The organism is Chryseobacterium sp. SIMBA_028 (assembly GCF_046535285.1).
In the GTDB taxonomy this organism is placed as follows: Bacteria; Bacteroidota; Bacteroidia; order Flavobacteriales; family Weeksellaceae; genus Chryseobacterium.
Genome location: NZ_JAWRWZ010000059.1, coordinates 1 through 433, shown reverse-complemented (window position 1 = coordinate 433; position 433 = coordinate 1). Strand labels below are relative to the sequence as shown.

Genomic DNA, 433 nt, shown 5'->3' with positions numbered 1-433 from the left:
AGACTGGAGGTGGCAACGCCAATCAGCAACGACTGTTTGCCCGCCAGTTGTTGTGCCACGCGGTTGGGAATGTAATTCAGCTCCGCCATCGCCGCTTCCACTTTTTCCCGCGTTTTCGCAGAAACGTGGCTGGCCTGGTTCACCACGCGGGAAACGGTCTGATAAGAGACACCGGCATACTCTGCGACATCGTATAACGTTACTGGTTTCACATTCACCACCCTGAATTGACTCTCTTCCGGGCGCTATCATGCCATACCGCGAAAGGTTTTGCGCCATTCGATGGTGTCCGGGATCTCGACGCTCTCCCTTATGCGACTCCTGCATTAGGAAGCAGCCCAGTAGTAGGTTGAGGCCGTTGAGCACCGCCGCCGCAAGGAATGGTGCATGCAAGGAGATGGCGCCCAACAGTCCCCCGGCCACGGGGCCTGCC

At 57.7% G+C, this 433-nt stretch carries 1 protein-coding gene; it reads right to left on the bottom strand.

The annotated features are described in order from the left end of the window. Nucleotides 1-212, bottom strand: a 212-nt coding sequence (locus SCA31_RS22520) for a LacI family DNA-binding transcriptional regulator (RefSeq protein ID WP_140314609.1), incomplete at its 3' end; no start/stop codon positions are given. Between the last annotated feature and the right edge of the window lie 221 nt (nucleotides 213-433).